Source organism: Pseudomonas sp. KT_2_4, from assembly GCF_041410225.1.
Taxonomy (GTDB): Bacteria; Pseudomonadota; Gammaproteobacteria; order Pseudomonadales; family Pseudomonadaceae; genus Aquipseudomonas; species Aquipseudomonas paracarnis.
On record NZ_CP166962.1, the window covers coordinates 4,210,049 to 4,228,005 of the forward strand.

The 17,957-nt window shown below is 60.9% G+C and carries 17 protein-coding genes; 14 read left to right on the forward strand and 3 right to left on the reverse strand.

Annotated features, from left to right (window positions below):
- Positions 1 to 51: 51 nt before the first annotated feature.
- Positions 52 to 375: a type II toxin-antitoxin system RelE/ParE family toxin gene (locus AB9N64_RS19400; RefSeq protein ID WP_371359618.1), complete on the reverse strand. Its 324-nt coding sequence runs from the start codon at positions 373 to 375 to the stop codon at positions 52 to 54.
- Positions 372 to 644 carry a type II toxin-antitoxin system Phd/YefM family antitoxin gene (locus AB9N64_RS19405; protein WP_003171142.1) on the reverse strand — a complete coding sequence of 91 codons (273 nt, stop codon included), beginning with the start codon at positions 642 to 644 and terminating at the stop codon, positions 372 to 374. The genes AB9N64_RS19400 and AB9N64_RS19405 overlap by 4 nt, the downstream gene beginning before the upstream one ends.
- Before the next feature lie 220 nt (positions 645 to 864).
- On the opposite strand from AB9N64_RS19405, the gene AB9N64_RS19410 reads away from it, so the two are divergent.
- Complete coding sequence (locus AB9N64_RS19410; protein ID WP_371359619.1) at positions 865 to 1,119, forward strand: hypothetical protein; 255 nt, start codon at positions 865 to 867, stop codon at positions 1,117 to 1,119.
- A 30-nt stretch (positions 1,120 to 1,149) separates the two neighbouring features.
- On the forward strand, positions 1,150 to 1,719 hold the full coding sequence (locus tag AB9N64_RS19415; protein WP_014716529.1) for a lipocalin family protein: 570 nt from the start codon (positions 1,150 to 1,152) through the stop codon (positions 1,717 to 1,719).
- A gap of 126 nt (positions 1,720 to 1,845) precedes the next feature.
- Here the strand turns inward: AB9N64_RS19415 and AB9N64_RS19420 are convergent, their stop codons facing one another.
- A complete protein-coding gene (locus AB9N64_RS19420) occupies positions 1,846 to 3,210 on the reverse strand; it encodes a formimidoylglutamate deiminase (protein WP_371359620.1) in 1,365 nt (454 codons plus the stop codon).
- Positions 3,211 to 3,357: 147 nt separating this feature from the next.
- Between AB9N64_RS19420 and hutC the strand changes: the two genes are divergently transcribed.
- The 12 genes from hutC (at position 3,358) to hutG (ending at position 17,873) form a co-directional block, all read left to right on the forward strand.
- Positions 3,358 to 4,068 carry a histidine utilization repressor gene (gene hutC, locus AB9N64_RS19425; RefSeq protein ID WP_224796965.1) on the forward strand — a complete coding sequence of 237 codons (711 nt, stop codon included), beginning with the start codon at positions 3,358 to 3,360 and terminating at the stop codon, positions 4,066 to 4,068.
- Entirely contained in the window at positions 4,065 to 4,625 is a 561-nt protein-coding gene (locus AB9N64_RS19430) for a HutD family protein (protein ID WP_103452447.1), read from the forward strand. The genes hutC and AB9N64_RS19430 overlap by 4 nt, the downstream gene beginning before the upstream one ends.
- Positions 4,626 to 5,026: 401 nt before the next feature.
- Positions 5,027 to 6,697 (forward strand): urocanate hydratase, encoded by a 1,671-nt coding sequence (gene hutU / locus AB9N64_RS19435; protein WP_371359621.1) that lies wholly within the window; start codon positions 5,027 to 5,029, stop codon positions 6,695 to 6,697.
- 148 nt (positions 6,698 to 6,845) lie between these two features.
- Complete coding sequence (locus AB9N64_RS19440) at positions 6,846 to 8,291, forward strand: cytosine permease (RefSeq protein WP_371359622.1); 1,446 nt, start codon at positions 6,846 to 6,848, stop codon at positions 8,289 to 8,291.
- Between the two features lie 69 nt (positions 8,292 to 8,360).
- On the forward strand, positions 8,361 to 9,326 hold the full coding sequence (locus AB9N64_RS19445; protein ID WP_014716535.1) for an ABC transporter substrate-binding protein: 966 nt from the start codon (positions 8,361 to 8,363) through the stop codon (positions 9,324 to 9,326).
- 71 nt (positions 9,327 to 9,397) lie between these two features.
- Positions 9,398 to 10,249 carry a proline/glycine betaine ABC transporter permease gene (locus tag AB9N64_RS19450; RefSeq protein ID WP_020302389.1) on the forward strand — a complete coding sequence of 284 codons (852 nt, stop codon included), beginning with the start codon at positions 9,398 to 9,400 and terminating at the stop codon, positions 10,247 to 10,249.
- Positions 10,246 to 11,070, forward strand: a complete 825-nt coding sequence (locus tag AB9N64_RS19455; RefSeq protein ID WP_014716537.1) for a glycine betaine/L-proline ABC transporter ATP-binding protein — start codon at positions 10,246 to 10,248, stop codon at positions 11,068 to 11,070. Before AB9N64_RS19450 ends, AB9N64_RS19455 begins: the two co-directional genes overlap by 4 nt.
- Positions 11,071 to 11,191: 121 nt before the next feature.
- Positions 11,192 to 12,700 (forward strand): histidine ammonia-lyase, encoded by a 1,509-nt coding sequence (gene hutH / locus AB9N64_RS19460; protein WP_032901817.1) that lies wholly within the window; start codon positions 11,192 to 11,194, stop codon positions 12,698 to 12,700.
- Positions 12,701 to 12,726: 26 nt separating this feature from the next.
- Entirely contained in the window at positions 12,727 to 14,265 is a 1,539-nt protein-coding gene (gene hutH / locus AB9N64_RS19465) for a histidine ammonia-lyase (protein WP_093114373.1), read from the forward strand.
- A gap of 164 nt (positions 14,266 to 14,429) precedes the next feature.
- Positions 14,430 to 15,839 carry an amino acid permease gene (locus AB9N64_RS19470; RefSeq protein WP_014716540.1) on the forward strand — a complete coding sequence of 470 codons (1,410 nt, stop codon included), beginning with the start codon at positions 14,430 to 14,432 and terminating at the stop codon, positions 15,837 to 15,839.
- Between the two features lie 15 nt (positions 15,840 to 15,854).
- A complete protein-coding gene (gene hutI / locus AB9N64_RS19475; RefSeq protein ID WP_014716541.1) occupies positions 15,855 to 17,060 on the forward strand; it encodes an imidazolonepropionase in 1,206 nt (401 codons plus the stop codon).
- Positions 17,061 to 17,072: 12 nt separating this feature from the next.
- The gene (gene hutG / locus AB9N64_RS19480) at positions 17,073 to 17,873 is read left to right on the forward strand and encodes an N-formylglutamate deformylase (RefSeq protein ID WP_014716542.1); all 801 of its coding nucleotides are present in this window, start codon (positions 17,073 to 17,075) and stop codon (positions 17,871 to 17,873) included.
- Positions 17,874 to 17,957: the final 84 nt, after the last annotated feature.

The window sequence follows — 17,957 nt, forward strand, 5'->3', positions numbered from 1 at the left end:
GCGGTAACAAAAAAGCCCCGAAATGCGCTCAGCGCTTCGGGGCTTTTGTTTTTATTGAATAAGGTTTTTCAGCAGCAACGCCTGCAGGTTTTTCCGAGTGTCGGCGATGATGTGGACGTAAATGATCGGGTCTCGAATTTCGTAGATGATCCGATTCATGCCACAGACAGCCTGTCGATATTGGCTGAGATTCAACTTCTCGATCTCTTGCGGTATCGAGCCAGCATAGGGTTGAGACTCAAGCAGTCGCATGGCCTGTTTCATCGCGTCGTAGGACTGCTGCCAGGTCGATGTCGAGAACTGCCGGATGAGGTATGACTTGATATCTTTAAGGTCGCGTTTTGCCGAGTGAAGAATCACAACCTTGAATGTCATTGAGCGTCGTCCTTGTCCAGCTCGGCGAACACGTCCTCCATGTCTTGAAACTGCCCCAATTCAATCTGCCGGTTGCCCAGGGCCAATAGCTTTAACAAGGCCATGGTTTCTGCCTGCTCCTCAAAACTCTTCACATCCATCACCACCAGCTTCGCTTCGCCATTTTGGGTGATGACCAGGGGTTCGCGGCTTTCCGTGAGTGTTTTGACGATCTCGGCGGTATGACTTTTCAAGTAGCTGATCGGCTTTATCTGCGAAGAAAATTTCATGGGATGACCCCTGCTCAAGGTGTGACTGATTTTAGTCTTAATTTGGTCTTTGCTAGACAGCAACTGATGAAAGGCGGTGATTTTTCACTCGAAAACACGGTTCAAGGGGCCAGTTCACATAAAAAATAAATAGCACCCCCCATCGGGAACCAGACACCCCTTTTCCCTTCTAAGCTTCTGGCAGATACCCCAGCTGCTTTGTCTCTCCAGGAGCTTTTCCATGTCTATACGCCGTCTCGCCCTGCTGGCTTTTTGCATGCTCTTAGCCGCTTGCAGCAAGGTCACCCAAGAAAACTACCAAAAGCTCTCAGCCGGCATGGCCAAGGCCGAGGTGGAGTCGTTGCTGGGCAAGCCAACCGATTGTTCCGGCGCACTGGGCATGTCCAGCTGCACCTGGGGCGATAAAAACAGCTTTATCAGCGTGCAGTACGCCGGTGACAAAGTTCTGATGTTTTCCGGGCAAGGCCTGAAGTAAACCGGGGCGCGAGCCTGCGGGAGAAGAAGAATGATGCGTTTTGTTTTGTTCCTTTGTGCCAGCCTGTTTTTGGCGGGCTGCGCCAGCCATTCTGGCGATGATCTGCAACCCAAGACTGCGAGCAACGTCAACCTCAAGCGTTACCAGGGCACCTGGTATGAGTTGGCCCGGTTGCCGATGTACTTTCAGCGCAACTGTGCGCAATCCGAAGCCCGCTATACCTTGCTGCCTGATGGTGACATGTCGGTGTTCAACCGCTGCCTGACGCCTGAGTGGAAGTGGCAAGAGGCCAAAGGCACGGCTACGCCGCAGGTACCAGGCAAGACCGACAAGCTGTGGGTGGAATTCAATAACTGGTTTACATCACTGTTGCCGGGCGTTGCCAAGGGCGACTACTGGGTGCTGTATGTCAGCGATGACTACAAGACCGCCATCGTCGGCAGCCCGAGCCGGCGCTATATGTGGATCCTGTCGCGCACGCCGACGGTGAGTGCCGATACCCGCGAAGACCTGCTGAGCAGGGCGCGACAGCAAGGGTATGACACCACGCGGCTGATCTGGCGTACGTCGGACAAGCAGATGGCAAAGTCCTCTCAGTAATCCTGAGTACCCTCAACCCAATGTGGGAGCTGGCTTGCCTGCGATACAGGCACCTCGGTGCATCAGTTGCACCGGGTTGATGCTATCGCAGGCAAGCCAGCTCCCACAGTTGTCATGGGTTGGCCGTTAGTTCAGCAAGTCCTTCAGGACCTGGGTGAATGCCCGGCTGCTGTCTTCTTCGCCAGCATGATGCCCATCTCGCACCACCCACTTGCCATTGACCAGTACATCGCGCACTTGCCGATCACCACCGGCAAATAGCCAGCGGTTGAGAATCCCATCCTCACTGGCCGTCGCCAGGTACGGGTCGCTACCGTCCAGCACTATCCAGTCCGCGCGCTTGCCCACTTGCAGTCGACCAATCGGCTGGCCCAGCGCTTGTGCGCCACCGTCCAGCGCAGCATCGAACAGCGTGCGACCCACCATCGGTTGGTCACTGCGATACAACCGATTACGCCGTTGATCGCGCAGGCGCTGGCCGTATTCCAGCCAACGCAGTTCTTCCACCACGCTCAGTGACACATGGCTGTCGGAACCAATGCCCATGCGGCCGCCCTGGGCGAGGAAGTCCACCGCAGGAAAAATCCCATCGCCCAGGTTGGCCTCCGTGGTCAGGCACAAACCTGCAATCGCTCGGCTGTTGGCCATGCGTGTCACTTCGTCGGCATCGGCATGGGTGGCGTGCACCAGGCACCAGCGCTCATCCACCTCGACATTGTCATACAGCCATTGCAACGGGCGCTTGCCGCTCCAGGCCAAGCAGTCGTCGACTTCTTTTTGCTGTTCGGCGATGTGGATATGCACCGGGCAGCTCTTGTCACTGGCGGCCAGCACGGTATGGATTTGTTCGGGGGTGACGGCGCGCAGGGAGTGGAAGCACAGACCCAGTTGCTGCGCCGGTTGTGCCGCCAGAATGGGCTGCAGGCGCGCTTGCAAGTCCAGGTAGTGTTCCGTGCTGTTGATAAACCGTCGCTGGCCTTCATTCGGCGCTTGGCCACCAAAGCCCGCGTGGGTGTAGAGCACTGGCAGCAAGGTCAGGCCGATCCCGCTGCTGGCGGCCGCCTGGCTGATCTGGCGGGACAGTTCCGTACAGTCGGCATAGGGCTGGCCGCTGAGATCGTGGTGCACGTAATGGAACTCGGCCACCGAGGTGTAGCCGGCCTTGAGCATTTCGATATACAGCTGGCGGGCGATGATCTGTAACTGCTCGGGGTTGATCTTGCCGACCATGCGGTACATCAAGTCGCGCCAGGTCCAGAAGCTGTCATTGGGGTTGCCGGCCACTTCGGCCAAGCCCGCCATGGCGCGCTGGAAGGCATGGGAATGCAGGTTCGGCATGCCCGCCAACACCGGGCCCCTGAGCCGCTCCGCACCTTCTGCACTGGCATTGGGCTCAACCTTTGTCAGCAGGCCATCGGCGCTGACTTCAAGACGTACATCATTGGCCCATCCATTAGGCAGCAGTGCGCGTTCGGCAAAGAAAGCGGACATGATCAAGGCACCCCGGTCGTGTGTTTATTTGTATATACATATACAGACGTTTGCCTGCTCGGTAAACTCCGGCAATCTATGCATCTTTTTCCCCTGCAAGGATTCCCTGTGCCGACTCCGCCCGCCAAGTCTTCGCTGGCTGCCCACATGGACGAAAGTCCGGCGCCCTTGTATGCCCGCGTCAAACAGATGATCAGCCAGCAGATCCTCAACGGCAACTGGCCGCCCCATTACCGCGTGCCGTCGGAAAGCGAGCTGGTCAGCCAGTTGGGCTTCAGCCGCATGACCATCAACCGCGCCCTGCGCGAGCTGACCGCCGAAGGCCTGCTAGTGCGTATGCAGGGTGTGGGTACGTTTGTTGCCGAGCCGAAAAGCCAGTCAGCCCTGTTTGAAGTGCATAACATCGCCGATGAAATCGCCTCCCGCGGGCATCGGCACACTTGCCAGGTGATCACCCTGGGCGAAGAGGCCGCCGGCTCCGAACGCGCCGTTGCCTTGGAAATGCGCGAAGGCGGGCGGGTGTTCCACTCGTTGATCGTGCATTACGAGAACGACATTCCTGTGCAAATAGAAGACCGTTTCGTCAACGCCCTGGTCGCGCCGGAATACTTGCAGCAGGACTTCACCCAGCAAACCCCGTATGCCTATTTGAACCAGGTCGCGCCGTTGACTGAGGGCGAGCATGTGGTTGAGGCGATCCTCGCCGATGCCGCCGAGTGCAAATTGTTGCAGATCGAGCCGAGCGAGCCGTGCCTGTTGATTCGCCGACGCACCTGGTCGGGTCGCCAGCCGGTGACTGCGGCGCGATTGATCCACCCCGGTTCCCGTCACAGCCTCGAAGGACGCTTCAGTAAATGAGTGAGATCAACGTCTGGCGCGCCGCCGACTACGTGCGCATGCCGTGGAAGAACGGCGGCGGCAGTACCGAAGAAATCAGTCGCGACGCCGGCACCGGCCTGGAGGGTTTTGGCTGGCGTTTGTCGATTGCCGATATCGCCGAATCGGGTGGGTTTTCCACCTTCGCTGGCTACCAGCGCGTGATTACGGTGATCAAAGGCGCCGGCATGGTGTTGACCGTAGACGGTGAGGAGCAACGCGGGTTGTTACCGTTGCAGCCGTTCGCGTTCAACGGCGAAAGCCAGGTGTCATGCCGTTTGATCACGGGGCCGATTCGCGACTTCAACCTGATCTACTCGCCACAGCGTTACCACGCACGCTTGCAGTGGGTGGATGGCGTGCAGCAGTTTTTCAGCACCGCGCAGACGGTGCTGGTGTTCAGCGTGGCGGATGAGGTGAAGGTGCTGGGCGAGAAGCTCGGCCACCATGATTGCCTGCAAGTGGACGATAACACGGGCCTGCTGGATATCTCTGTCACTGGCCGCTGCTGCATCATCGAACTGACCGCACGCGATTAAAAACTGTGGGAGCTGGCTTGCCTGCGATAGCGGTATATCAGTAGCTGATGCGCTGACTGACACACCGCTATCGCAGACAAGCCAGCTCCCACCTTTGTTTTTGCATTGTTCACAAAATCTGTTTCCACTCCGCGCACCAATTTGTTACCGAATGCCCCAGCGTGACGCAAAGCTTCGCTGCCGTGACAAATTCCCCGCGCTGCAACAAACCTCCGTAAGAAATTTCATCAAGCTTTGAAGCCTTGATTTACAAGGCTCGCACGCCCCGTGCAAAAAAAACCCAACCACTCCTGGCTAAAGTTGGCCGCTCGATTGCATATGCTTGTACATACAAGTAAAGATGTGTGCGTAAGACTTTGCACCATCCCTGTTCGCGCATCGATCGCCGAGGAGTCCTAGCTGTGACCAAGCCTACAAAATACCGTGACGTCGAAATCCGCGCCGCCCGCGGTAACAAGCTCACCGCCAAAAGCTGGCTGACCGAAGCGCCGCTGCGCATGCTGATGAATAACCTCGACCCACAAGTGGCCGAGAACCCCAAAGAACTGGTGGTGTACGGCGGTATCGGCCGTGCGGCGCGCAACTGGGAGTGCTACGACCAGATCGTCGAGAGCCTTACTAATCTGAACGACGACGAAACCCTGCTGGTGCAATCCGGTAAGCCGGTCGGCGTGTTCAAGACCCACAGCAACGCCCCGCGCGTGCTGATTGCCAACTCCAATCTGGTACCGCACTGGGCCAGTTGGGAGCATTTCAACGAACTGGATGCCAAGGGCCTGGCCATGTACGGCCAGATGACTGCCGGCAGCTGGATCTACATCGGCAGCCAAGGCATTGTCCAAGGCACCTACGAAACCTTCGTCGAAGCCGGCCGCCAGCATTACAACAGTGACCTGACCGGTCGTTGGGTGCTCACCGCCGGCCTCGGCGGCATGGGCGGCGCGCAGCCATTGGCCGCGACCCTGGCCGGCGCCTGCTCGCTGAACATCGAGTGCCAGCAAGTCAGCATCGACTTCCGCCTGAACAGCCGCTACGTCGACGAGCAGGCCACCGACCTCGACGACGCCCTGGCGCGCATCGCCAAATACACCAAGGAAGGCAAGGCCATCTCCATCGCGCTGCTGGGCAACGCCGCAGAGATCCTGCCAGAACTGGTCAAGCGTGGCGTGCGCCCGGACATGGTCACCGACCAGACCAGCGCCCACGACCCACTCAATGGTTACCTGCCGGCCGGCTGGACCTGGGACGAATACCGCGCTCGCGCCCAGACCGAGCCGGCCGTCGTGATCAAGGCCGCCAAGCAGTCGATGGCCGTCCACGTCAAAGCCATGCTCGAATTCCAGAAGCAAGGCATCCCGACCTTCGACTACGGCAACAACATCCGCCAGATGGCCCAGGAAGAGGGCGTGGAAAACGCGTTCGACTTCCCAGGCTTCGTACCGGCCTACATCCGCCCACTGTTCTGCCGTGGCATCGGCCCGTTCCGTTGGGCGGCGCTGTCCGGTGACCCGCAAGACATCTACAAGACCGACGCCAAAGTCAAAGAACTGATCCCGGACGATGCCCACCTGCACAACTGGCTGGACATGGCCCGCGAGCGCATCAGCTTCCAAGGTCTGCCGGCACGTATCTGCTGGGTCGGCCTGGGCCAGCGTGCCAAGTTGGGCCTGGCGTTCAACGAAATGGTGCGCAGCGGCGAGCTGTCCGCGCCGATCGTGATCGGCCGTGACCACCTGGACTCCGGCTCGGTCGCTAGCCCGAACCGCGAAACCGAAGCCATGCAGGACGGCTCCGATGCTGTGTCCGACTGGCCGCTGCTCAACGCCTTGCTTAATACCGCGAGCGGCGCGACCTGGGTGTCGCTGCACCACGGTGGTGGCGTGGGCATGGGCTTCTCCCAGCACTCGGGGATGGTGATTGTCTGCGACGGTACTGACGAAGCGGCCGAGCGGATTGCCCGCGTGCTGCACAACGACCCGGCGACCGGGGTGATGCGTCATGCGGATGCGGGTTACCAGATCGCTATCGACTGCGCCAAGGAACAAGGCCTGAACCTGCCGATGATCAAGTAACGGGTGGCGCAGTACCTGTGGGAGCTGGCTTGCCTGCGATGCAGACGACGCGGTCTGACAGTAAGACCGCGGTGATGCTATCGCAGGCAAGCCAGCGCCCACAGAAGAGCAAGCTGCATACAAAACAATCCATCAGAGGTTGAACAACATGGCTGCAAACGACACCACCCCGTTGATCGAGAAACGTTCGATCGACTACATCCCGGAAGCGGAAAGACATGGTCGTCTATTCAGTCAATTCACCCTGTGGATGGGTGCCAACCTGCAGATCACTGCGATTGTCACCGGGGCGTTGGCCGTGGTGCTGGGCGGTGATGTGTTCTGGTCGTTGATCGGCTTGCTGATCGGTCAACTGATCGGCGGTGGCGTCATGGCGCTGCATGCGGCGCAAGGGCCCAAGCTTGGCCTGCCGCAGATGATTTCCAGCCGGGTGCAGTTCGGCGTGTACGGCGCGGCCATTCCGATCGTGTTGGTGTGCTTGATGTACCTGGGCTTCACCGCCACCGGCACCGTGCTGTCGGGCCAGGCGCTGGGCCAGTTGTTCGGGGTCAGCGGCAGCGTCGGCATCCTGATCTTCGCCAGTGTCATCGTGCTGGTCACGGTGCTGGGTTACCGGGTGATCCACTTCATCGGCCGGGTCGCCAGCCTGATTGGCGTGGTTGCCTTTGTGTACCTGTTCAGCCGCTTGATGAGCCAGACCGACGTTGGCGCGCTCCTGCAGATCCGCCACTTCAGCTGGAGCAGTTTCCTGCTGGCCGTGTCGCTGGCGGCCTCCTGGCAGATTGCGTTCGGCCCTTACGTGGCGGATTACTCGCGTTACCTGCCGAGCCACACGTCATCGGTGAAAACCTTTCTCGCTGCTGGCGCAGGTTCGGTCATCGGTGCCCAAGTGGCGATGGTCCTCGGCGTGTTTGCCGCGGCCATGTCCAACGGGCAGTTTGCCGGCCACGAGGTGGCGTACATCGTTGGCTTGAGCGGCACGGGGGCTACCGCTGCGTTGCTGTACTTCAGCATCGCGTTCGGCAAGGTCACCATCTCGACGCTCAACTCCTACGGCAGCTTCATGTGCATCGCCACTATCATCAGCGGCTTTCGTGGGCGTCTGGAGGTCACGCGTCTGCAGCGTCTGGTGTTTGTGCTGATGATCGTCGGCACGGCCACGCTGATCGCGTTGCTCGGCCAGCATTCGTTCCTCGGTGCATTCAAGTCGTTCATCCTGTTCCTGCTGGCGTTCTTTACGCCCTGGAGCGCGATCAACCTGGTGGATTACTACTGCATCACCCGCGAGCGTTATGACGTGCCGGCGCTGGCCGACCCGAACGGTCGCTACGGCCGCTGGAACCTGCTGGGCATCAGCGTCTACGTATTCGGCGTGCTGGTGCAGTTGCCGTTCATCTCTACCAAGTTCTACACCGGCCCCCTGGTGGCCGCGCTGGGGGATGTGGATATCTCCTGGATCATCGGCCTGGTACTGCCGGCGGCCCTGTATTACGTGTGTGCAAAAAAATGGCACGGCACGGTACCCGATCACCTGATCCTGCCAAAAGAGCAGGGCGCTTCACCCACAACAAACGGGCTGGCTGCACAAGCCTGATGGGACGTGGACAGGGCAGGACGCCTACTGACTGCCGTAATCCATTTCATGATTGGGAGCGTCACAACAATGACTATGAATAAGACCTTGCTGGCTACTTTGTTCGCAGCTGGCGTGCTGGCAAGTGCCGGCGCCCAGGCGGCTGGTTGGTGCGAGTCGGGTAAACCGGTGAAATTCGCCGGCCTGAATTGGGAAAGCGGCATGTTGCTCACCGACATCCTGCAAACCGTGCTGGAAAAAGGCTACGACTGCAAAACCGACAGTTTGCCGGGCAATTCCATCACCATGGAAAACGCCCTGGGCAGTAACGACATCCAAGTGTTCGCCGAGGAGTGGGTAGGTCGCAGCGAGGTCTGGAACAAAGCCGAGAAGGCCGGCAAAGTCGTGGGCGTCGGTGCTCCGGTGGTCGGCGCGGTCGAAGGCTGGTACGTGCCGCGCTATGTGATCGAAGGCGACGCCAAGCGCAAGCTGGAAGCCAAGGCGCCGGACCTGAAAAACATCGCCGACCTGGCCAAGTACGCCTCGGTGTTCAAGGACCAGGAAGAGCCGTCCAAGGGCCGCTTCTACAACTGCCCGGCCGGCTGGACTTGCGAGCTGGACAACAGCGAAATGCTCAAGAGCTACGGCCTGGAAAGCACCTACACCAACTTCCGCCCGGGCACCGGCCCGGCGCTGGATGCAGCGGTGCTGTCGAGCTACAAGCGTGGCGAGCCGATACTGTTCTACTACTGGTCACCGACACCGCTGATGGGCCAGGTCGATCTGGTCAAGCTGGAAGAAAAGCCCGGCGTGGACAAAACCGTGAGCATCAAGGTCGGCCTCTCCAAGACTTTCCACGAGCAAGCCCCGGAACTGGTGGCCGTGCTGGAAAAGGTCAACCTGCCCATCGACCTGCTGAACCAGAACCTGGGCCGCATGGCCAAGGAGCGGATCGAGTCGCCGAAACTGGCGAAAATATTCCTCAAGGAACATCCTGAAGTCTGGCACGCCTGGGTGAGCGACGACGCAGCCAAGAAAATCGACGCGGCCTTGTAGGTCAAGTGTGCACGGCTACCCTCAAGGGTGGCCGGGCGGCTGGCCACAACCCACTGGATCGAGAGCACGATATGTTTCCTGAGAGCATTACCTTTTCCATCGCCGACTGGGTCAACGGTTGGGTGGACGCACTGGTCACCCACTACGGCGATGTGTTCCGGCACATCTCCGATACGCTGCTGTGGGCCATCGTCAACCTGGAAGGCCTGCTGCGCGCAGCGCCCTGGTGGCTGATGCTGGCCATCGTCGGCGGTATTGCCTGGCATGCCACCCGTAAGGTGGTGACCACGGCGGTGATTGTCGGTCTGCTGTTCCTGGTGGGCGCGGTTGGCCTGTGGGACAAGCTGATGCAAACCCTGGCATTGATGATGGTGGCCACGGTGATTTCGGTGTTGATCGGCATCCCCCTGGGCATCCTCTCGGCGCGCAGTAATCGCCTGCGTTCAGTGTTGATGCCGCTGCTGGACATCATGCAAACCATGCCCAGCTTCGTGTACCTCATCCCGGTGCTGATGCTGTTCGGTCTGGGCAAGGTCCCGGCGATTTTCGCCACGGTGATCTACGCCGCGCCGCCACTGATTCGCCTGACCGACTTGGGCATTCGCCAAGTCGATGGCGAAGTCATGGAAGCCATCAACGCCTTCGGCGCCAACCGCTGGCAGCAACTGTTCGGCGTGCAATTGCCGCTGGCGTTGCCGAGCATCATGGCCGGGATTAACCAGACCACCATGATGGCGCTGTCGATGGTGGTGATCGCCTCGATGATCGGCGCCCGTGGCTTGGGTGAAGACGTGCTCGTCGGCATCCAGACCCTCAACGTCGGCCGCGGCCTTGAAGCCGGGCTGGCGATCGTGATTCTCGCAGTGGTCATCGACCGCATTACCCAGGCTTATGGCCGCCCACGGCATGAGGCGAGCAAATGACGACTGTCAGCAAAATCGAAGTCAAAAACGTCTTCAAGATTTTCGGCGCACGCGCCAAGGATGCGCTGGCCATGGTCGGCCAGGGCAAGACCAAGGACCAGGTACTGGCCGAGACCGGTTGCGTGGTCGGCGTCAATGACCTGTCCCTGAGCATCGGCACCGGTGAGATCTTTGTGATCATGGGCTTGTCGGGTTCGGGCAAATCCACCCTGGTGCGCCACTTCAACCGCCTGATCGACCCCACCAGCGGCGCGATCCTGGTGGACGGCGAAGACATCCTGCAACTGGACATGGAAGCCCTGCGCCAATTCCGTCGGCACAAGATCAGCATGGTGTTCCAGAGCTTCGGCCTGCTGCCGCACAAGAGCGTGCTCGACAACGTTGCCTACGGCCTGAAAGTGCGTGGCGAAACCAAGCAAGTCTGCGCCGAACGTGCGTTGCACTGGATCGAAACAGTGGGCCTCAAAGGCTATGAAAACAAATATCCCCACCAGCTTTCTGGCGGTATGCGCCAGCGCGTGGGCCTGGCCCGCGCCTTGGCGGCCGACACCGATATCATCCTGATGGACGAAGCCTTCAGCGCCCTCGACCCGCTGATCCGCGCCGAGATGCAAGACCAATTGCTCGAGCTGCAAAAGACCCTGCACAAGACCATCGTGTTCATCACCCACGACCTCGACGAGGCCGTGCGCATCGGCAATCGCATTGCGATCCTCAAGGACGGCAAGCTGATACAGGTCGGCACGCCGCGGGAGATCCTGCATTCGCCGGCGGATGAATATGTGGACCGCTTTGTTCAGCGGCGGGCGGCGGTGGTCTGACGAACGCCATCGCAGGCAAGCCAGCTCCCACATTTGATTGGGTTCACACAGTTCAAATGTGGGAGCCGGGCTTGCCCGCGATGACGCCGGCAATGCTGTAGAAATTATGAAGAGGTCAACGATGTCCCAGGCAACAACAATCATCATCGCCGACACCCCACTGCGCTGGCAGGACGTGGTCGCCGTCGCCCGCCACGGCGCCATGCTCGAACTGTCGGGCCACGCCTGGGCGCGCATCGACAATGCCCAGGCCATCGTGCAGCGCATCGTCACCAGCGGCGAGCGTGCCTATGGTGTCAACACCGGCCTGGGCGCGCTGTGCAACGTCTCGCTCAAGACCGAGCAACTGAGCCAACTGTCGCGCAATACGCTGTTGAGCCATGCCTGTGGTGTCGGCCCGGTGCTCAGCGATGAGCAAACCCGCGCGATCATCTGCGCGGCGATCATCAACTACAGCCATGGCAAGTCCGGCCTGCATCCGCAGGTGGTGCACGCGCTGCTGGCGTTGCTCAACCACGGCATCACCCCGCAAGTGCCGTCCCAAGGCTCGGTGGGGTACCTGACCCACATGGCCCATATCGGCGTGGCCCTGCTGGGCGTCGGCAATGTGAGTTATCGCGGCCAGATCGTCACGGCGCAACACGCGTTGCAGGCTGAAGGCTTGCAGCCGGTGGTGCTCGGCGCCAAGGACGGCCTGTGCCTGGTCAATGGCACGCCGTGCATGACCGGCCTGAGCTGCCTGGCCCTGGCCGATGCACATCACTTGCTGCAATGGGCCGACGTGATCGGTGCCATGAGCTTCGAAGCCCAGCGCGGCCAGATCGACGCCTTTGACGAAGAAATCATTGCTCTCAAGCCGCATCCTGGCATGCAGCAAGTGGGTATCAACCTGCGTGCCTTGCTCGACGGCAGTGAGGTGATTGCCAGCAGTAAAGGTATTCGCACCCAGGATGCCTTGAGCATTCGCTCGATCCCGCAGATTCACGGCGCGGCCCGCGATCAGGTGGAACACGCCACGCGCCAGATCGAGACCGAACTCAACAGCGCCACCGACAACCCGCTGGTGCTGGGCACGCCAGACAGCTACCGCGTGGTGTCCCAGGCCAACCCCCACGGGCAGTCCGTCGCGATGGCGGCCGACATGCTCGCCATCGCCATGGCCGAGATCGGTTCGGTGGCCGAGCGTCGCCTGGACCGCCTGGTCAACCCGCATGTCAGCGGCCTGCCAGCCTTCCTGGTGAGCAACCCGGGGGTCAACTCCGGGATGATGATCGTGCAGTACGTCGCCGCGTCCTTGTGCGGGCAGAACCGCCAGTTGGCGCAACCCGCGGTGCTCGACAATTTCGTCACCTCGGGCCTGCAGGAAGACCACTTGAGCATGGGCACCAACGCCGCGCTCAAGCTGCACCAGGTGCTGGTCAACGTCACCCAGATTCTTGCCATCGAGTACCTGCTGGCGGCCCAGGCTTTCGAGTTTCTCAAGGACCAGCGCTTCGGTGCCGGTACCGACCGCGCCTGGCGATTGCTGCGCGAAGTGGTCCCTGCTTATGAACAGGACCGCTGGCTGGCGCCGGATATTGCCGCCGCTGCCCAGCTGCTTAAAGACACCGCATTACCGAATTTGCACTGAACACCTAAGAACAATTCACAAGGAGAATGAATGTGACTGCGCTAAACCTGATTCCAGGCCAACTGAGCCTCGCCCAACTGCGTGCCATCTACCAGCAGCCAGTAACCCTCAGCCTGGATGACAGCGCCTCGGCCCAGATCGAAGCCAGCGTTGCCTGCGTGGAGCAGATTCTCGCCGAGAACCGCACCGCCTATGGCATCAACACCGGTTTTGGCCTGTTGGCCTCGACGCGCATCGCCAGCGAAGACCTGGAAAACCTCCAGCGTTCCCTGGTGCTGTCCCACGCCGCCGGCGTCGGTGAGCCGATCAGCGATGCGCTGGTGCGACTGGTCATGGTGCTCAAGGTCAACAGCCTGAGCCGTGGCTTCTCCGGGATTCGTCGCCAGGTGATCGACGCGTTGATCGCGCTGATCAACGCCGAGGTGTACCCGCACATTCCGCTCAAGGGGTCAGTGGGTGCTTCCGGTGACCTGGCGCCGTTGGCGCACATGTCCCTGGTACTGCTTGGCGAAGGCAAGGCACGCCACAAGGGCCAATGGCTGGAAGCCACCGAGGCGCTGAAAATCGCCGGCCTCACGCCGCTGACCCTGGCCGCCAAAGAAGGCCTGGCCCTGCTCAACGGCACCCAGGTGTCCACGGCCTATGCCCTGCGTGGCCTGTTCGAAGGCGAAGACCTGTTCGCCGGCGCCCTCGCTTGCGGCGGCCTCACTGTGGAGGCGGTACTGGGTTCGCGTTCGCCGTTCGATGCGCGTATTCATGCAGCGCGTGGCCAGCGTGGTCAGATCGACTCGGCAGCGGCCTATCGCGACCTGCTCGGTGAGAGCAGCCAGGTGTCCCAATCGCACCAGAACTGCGACAAGGTGCAAGACCCGTATTCCCTGCGTTGCCAGCCGCAGGTCATGGGTGCGTGCCTGACTCAATTGCGCCAGGCCGCCGAGGTGCTGGTGGTAGAAGCCAACGCAGTGTCGGATAACCCGCTGGTCTTTGCCGCCGAGGGTGACGTGATTTCCGGTGGCAACTTCCACGCCGAACCCGTGGCCATGGCCGCCGACAACATGGCGCTGGCCATTGCCGAAATCGGCTCCCTGAGCGAGCGCCGGATTTCGTTGATGATGGACAAGCACATGTCGCAACTGCCGCCGTTTCTGGTGGGCAATGGCGGGGTGAACTCCGGCTTCATGATCGCCCAGGTGACCGCCGCCGCGCTCGCCAGCGAGAACAAGGCGCTGGCCCATCCCCATAGCGTCGACAGCTTGCCGACTTCGGCCAACCAGGAAGACCACGTGTCCATGGCCCCGGCTGCGGGCAAGCGTTTGTGGGAAATGGCCGAGAACACCCGGGGCATCCTCGCGGTGGAATGGCTCGCGGCGTGCCAGGGCCTGGACCTGCGCGACGGCCTGAAGACCTCGCCCAAGTTGGAAAAAGCCCGTGGCATCCTGCGCGACAAGGTGGCGTTCTATGACAAGGACCGCTTCTTCGCCCCGGACATCAACGCCGCCAGCGAACTGCTCGCCAGCCGCTGCCTGAATGAGCTGGTGCCGGCCAGGTTGCTGCCAAGCCTCTGACCGCGACTCGGTCTGTGCCTGATCATTCCCACGCTCCGCGTGGGAATGCATCCTGTGACGCTCTGCGTCACCGCTCTTAAAGCGGACGCGGAGCGTCCAGGTCGGAGTTCCCACGCCGAGCGTGGGAACGATCTTCTCCTCATAAGAATAATTAGGGACGAGAAATGCACCAGCCAGAAAAAGGTTTGAAACGCGGGCTCAACGCCCGACATATTCGCTTCATGGCCCTGGGGTCCGCGATCGGCACCGGGCTGTTTTATGGCTCCGCCTCCGCCATCCAAATGGCTGGCCCTGCCGTGCTGCTGGCCTACCTGATCGGCGGCGCTGCTGTATTCATGGTGATGCGCGCCCTCGGTGAGATGGCCGTGCACAACCCAGTGTCTGGCTCCTTCGGCCACTATGCCAGCACCTACCTGGGGCCCATGGCCGGGTTTATCCTCGGCTGGACCTACGCCTTTGAAATGATCATCGTCTGCCTCGCCGACGTCACCGCGTTCGGCATCTACATGGGCTTCTGGTTTCCCGAAGTGGCCCGTTGGGTCTGGGTGCTGGGCATCGTATTCCTGATCGGCGGCCTGAACCTGTGCAATGTCAAAGTCTTTGGCGAGATGGAGTTCTGGCTGTCGTTGCTCAAGGTCGGTGCCATTGTGGCGATGATCCTCGGCGGCTTTGGCATCATGTTGTTCGGCATTCACTCGGCGGGCGAAACCCAGGCCAGCGGACTGAGTAACCTGTGGGCCCATGGCGGCTTCATGCCCAACGGCATCGGTGGGCTGATCGCCTCGTTTGCCGTGGTCATGTTTGCCTTTGGTGGCATCGAAATCATCGGCATCACCGCCGGTGAAGCCAAGGACCCGCAGCGGGTGATCCCCAAGGCGATCAACGCGGTGCCGCTGCGTATCCTGTTGTTTTACGTGCTGACCCTGTTCGTGTTGATGGCCATCTACCCGTGGCCGCAGATCGGCAGCCAGGGCAGCCCGTTCGTGCAGATCTTCAGCAACCTGGGGATTGGCTCGGCGGCGACTATCCTCAACATTGTGGTGATCTCGGCGGCGGTGTCGGCCATTAACAGCGACATTTTCGGCGCCGGCCGCATGATGTACGGCCTGGCTCAACAAGGGCAGGCGCCCAAGGGCTTCGCGCAATTGTCCAAACAAGGCGTGCCATGGATGACCGTGGTGGTCATGGGCGCCGCTTTGCTCGGCGGTGTGGTGCTCAACTACCTGATCCCGGAAAACGTGTTCCTGCTGATTGCTTCGATTGCCACCTTCGCCACGGTGTGGGTATGGCTGATGATCCTGTTTACCCAGGTCGCCATGCGCCGCTCGATGACCAAGGCGCAGGTCGCCGAACTGAAATTCCCGGTGCCGTTCTGGCCCTATGCGCCGGCAGCGGCCATTGTGTTCATGCTGTTTGTGTTTGGTGTACTCGGTTACTTCCCGGATACCCAGGCGGCGTTGATGGTGGGCGCCGTGTGGATCGTGCTGCTGATCATCGCCTACTGGCTGTGGGTCAAGCCTGCCGCCGGGCAAACGGCCAAGGTCGATTACGACCCGGTTTTGTCTCATCGATAACTTAGGGAGGCGTTGATGAAAACGCTTTGGCAACACTGCCACGTCGCAACCATGGCCAACGGCAAATACTCGATCATCGAGGATGCCGCCATGGTGACTGCCGGCTCGCTCATCGAGTGGGTCGGCCCCCGCAGCCAGGCGCCAACCGCGGATTACGCCCAGGTGCATGACCTGCAAGGCGCGTGGGTCACCCCAGGGCTGATCGACTGTCACACCCATACGGTGTTTGGTGGCAATCGCAGTGGCGAATTCGAGCAGCGCCTCGAAGGTGTCAGCTACGCCGAGATCGCGGCCAAGGGCGGCGGCATTGCCAGCACGGTGCGCGCAACCCGTGCGGCGAGCGAAGATGAGCTGTTCTCGAGCGCTGAAAAGCGCCTGCGCAGTTTGCTGCGTGACGGCGTGACCACGGTGGAGATCAAGTCCGGCTACGGCCTGGACCTGGCCAACGAACGCAAGATGCTGCGTGTGGCCCGACGCCTGGGTGAAGCACTGCCGGTCAGCGTGCGCGCCACCTGCCTGGCCGCCCACGCGTTACCGCCGGAGTACAAGGACCGCGCCGACGATTACATCGAGCACATCTGCAGCCAGATGCTGCCGGCCCTGGCCGCTGAGGGGTTGGTGGATGCGGTCGATGCCTTCTGTGAATACCTGGCGTTTTCCCCCGAGCAGGTTGAGCGGGTATTCAAGGTCGCCCAGCAACTTGGCCTGCCGGTGAAGCTGCACGCCGAGCAACTCTCTTCGTTGCATGGATCAAGCCTGGCGGCGCGCTACCACGCGTTGTCGGCCGACCACCTGGAATTCATGACTGAAGAGGACGCCATCGCCATGGCTGCGGCCGGTACCGTCGCCGTGCTATTGCCGGGCGCGTTCTACTTTCTGCGTGAAACCCAGCTGCCGCCGATGGAGGCCCTGCGCAAGCACGGCGTGAAGATCGCCATCGCCAGCGACCTCAACCCCGGTACTTCACCGGCGCTGTCGGTGCGGCTGATGCTGAACATGGCCTGCACCCTGTTCCGCATGACCCCGGAAGAAGCCCTGGCTGGCGCCACGCAACACGCAGCCACCGCGTTGGGCCTGGGTGATACCCATGGTTCCCTGGAAGTGGGCAAGGTCGCGGATTTTGTCGCCTGGCAGATCGATCGCCCAGCCGACCTGGCCTACTGGCTGGGTGGCGAGCTGGATAAACGCGTTGTGCGCCACGGCGCCGACGTCACTGTTTGAGAGGATGCAGTTGTGGATAAGGTTCTGACATTCAAGCAAGGCCGCGTACCGCTGCTGATCAGCATGCCCCACGCCGGCCTGCGGCTCACCCCTGCGGTGGAGGCCGGGTTGATCCCCGAGGCGCAAAGCCTGCCGGATACCGACTGGCATATCCCGCTGTTGTATGACTTTGCCGAAGAACTGGGCGCCAGCACCCTGGCTGCGGAGTACTCGCGGTTTGTCATCGACCTCAACCGGCCCTCCGACAACACGCCGCTGTATGCCGGCGCTACGACGGGCCTGTACCCCGAGACGCTGTTCGATGGCGTGCCGTTGTTCCGGGAAGGGCAAACGCCCTCCGAGGAGGAGCGGGCCAGTTACCTGCAAAAAATCTGGGGGCCGTACCACCGTCAACTGCAAGAAGAACTGGCACGCCTCAAGGCCGAGTTCGGTTATGCGTTGCTGTTCGATGCGCACTCGATCCGCTCGTTGATCCCGCACCTGTTCGACGGCAAATTGCCGGACTTCAATTTGGGTACCTTCAACGGCGCTGCGTGCGACCCGCAGCTAGCCAGCCAGCTGGAAGCCATCTGCGCTCAGCATCCGCAATATACCCATGTGCTGAACGGGCGCTTCAAGGGCGGCCATATCACCCGTCATTATGGCAACCCCGCGCAGGATATCCACGCGGTGCAGCTGGAGTTGTGCCAGAGCACCTATATGGAGGAGTTCGAACCGTTCCGTTATCGCCCGGATTTGGCCGAGCCGACTCGGGTGGTGTTGAGGCAGTTGCTTGAAGGGCTGTTGGCTTGGGGACAGAAGCACTACCGGTAATTGTTGGTGCTGCTGCAATAGCTTTCGCGAGCAAGCCCGCTCCCACACTTGACCGCGCTCCATCATGGAATGCGCTCGAAATGT

What these genes read in the sequence shown, in the direction of transcription:
- AB9N64_RS19400 (WP_371359618.1), bottom strand. Translation starts at nt 375, where the DNA reads ATGACATTCAAGGTTGTGATTCTTCACTCGGCAAAACGCGACCTTAAA.
- AB9N64_RS19405 (WP_003171142.1), bottom strand. Translation starts at nt 644, where the DNA reads ATGAAATTTTCTTCGCAGATAAAGCCGATCAGCTACTTGAAAAGTCAT.
- AB9N64_RS19410 (WP_371359619.1), top strand. Translation starts at nt 865, where the DNA reads ATGTCTATACGCCGTCTCGCCCTGCTGGCTTTTTGCATGCTCTTAGCC.
- AB9N64_RS19415 (WP_014716529.1), top strand. Translation starts at nt 1,150, where the DNA reads ATGATGCGTTTTGTTTTGTTCCTTTGTGCCAGCCTGTTTTTGGCGGGC.
- AB9N64_RS19420 (WP_371359620.1), bottom strand. Translation starts at nt 3,210, where the DNA reads ATGTCCGCTTTCTTTGCCGAACGCGCACTGCTGCCTAATGGATGGGCC.
- hutC (WP_224796965.1), top strand. Translation starts at nt 3,358, where the DNA reads ATGGACGAAAGTCCGGCGCCCTTGTATGCCCGCGTCAAACAGATGATC.
- AB9N64_RS19430 (WP_103452447.1), top strand. Translation starts at nt 4,065, where the DNA reads ATGAGTGAGATCAACGTCTGGCGCGCCGCCGACTACGTGCGCATGCCG.
- AB9N64_RS19440 (WP_371359622.1), top strand. Translation starts at nt 6,846, where the DNA reads ATGGCTGCAAACGACACCACCCCGTTGATCGAGAAACGTTCGATCGAC.
- AB9N64_RS19445 (WP_014716535.1), top strand. Translation starts at nt 8,361, where the DNA reads ATGACTATGAATAAGACCTTGCTGGCTACTTTGTTCGCAGCTGGCGTG.
- AB9N64_RS19450 (WP_020302389.1), top strand. Translation starts at nt 9,398, where the DNA reads ATGTTTCCTGAGAGCATTACCTTTTCCATCGCCGACTGGGTCAACGGT.
- AB9N64_RS19455 (WP_014716537.1), top strand. Translation starts at nt 10,246, where the DNA reads ATGACGACTGTCAGCAAAATCGAAGTCAAAAACGTCTTCAAGATTTTC.
- hutH (WP_032901817.1), top strand. Translation starts at nt 11,192, where the DNA reads ATGTCCCAGGCAACAACAATCATCATCGCCGACACCCCACTGCGCTGG.
- hutH (WP_093114373.1), top strand. Translation starts at nt 12,727, where the DNA reads ATGAATGTGACTGCGCTAAACCTGATTCCAGGCCAACTGAGCCTCGCC.
- AB9N64_RS19470 (WP_014716540.1), top strand. Translation starts at nt 14,430, where the DNA reads ATGCACCAGCCAGAAAAAGGTTTGAAACGCGGGCTCAACGCCCGACAT.
- hutI (WP_014716541.1), top strand. Translation starts at nt 15,855, where the DNA reads ATGAAAACGCTTTGGCAACACTGCCACGTCGCAACCATGGCCAACGGC.